This is a genomic window from Halohasta sp. A2, from assembly GCF_056175805.1.
In genome coordinates, this window is record NZ_JAQFWV010000191.1 from 1 (window position 1) to 598 (window position 598).

At 57.4% G+C, this 598-nt stretch carries 1 protein-coding gene; it reads left to right on the top strand.

The window, feature by feature from the left end; translation table 11 throughout:
* Positions 1-569: transposase (locus O2S87_RS18730; protein WP_475410226.1), on the top strand; the 569-nt coding region annotated here is incomplete at its 5' end.
* Positions 570-598 lie beyond the last annotated feature (29 nt).

Here is a 598-nt window from a genome sequence, read left to right on the forward strand (position 1 = left end):
ACCGGCTGAAAATGTGGGTGTGGCGGGCGTTGCTGCGCGTTTCAGCGCAGCAACACCCGCAGTCTGGGCACGCCGCACTCGACAGCACCTTCTTCGACCGCCGCCGTTCGTCGTCGTACTTCCGCCAGCGGTCAGGAAATACAGTACAAACGCTGAAAGTAACGACGCTAACCGATGTGGAGTCGCTCGCTGTGCTAGATGTCCATATCGCAGCTCGGTGGAAGCATGACACGAAAACAGGACCGCAGGTCGTCCGCCGGAACGCGGACGACCTGCTGACCGTTGCTGCCGACAACGGGTTTCAAGACTGGAAGACCGAGTACGAGATTGCTGCACTGGATGTTGAGTATCTTGTGCACTATCGCGGTTCATCACCGAAAGCAGTCATGAACAACGCGCTCATCCGGGCGAAGGGCTATTCTCAGCGTTGGATGGCCGAGACCTCGTACTCAACAACGAAGCGCTCGCTCGGCGACGCCGTGCGAGCGCTGGGCTGGTATCGGCAGTTCCGTGAAATTGTCCTGATGTTCGCCATCATCAACATAGAACCACTGTGTGAACCGCTGTAACCGTGACTCAGCATCTATTCAACAGAGCA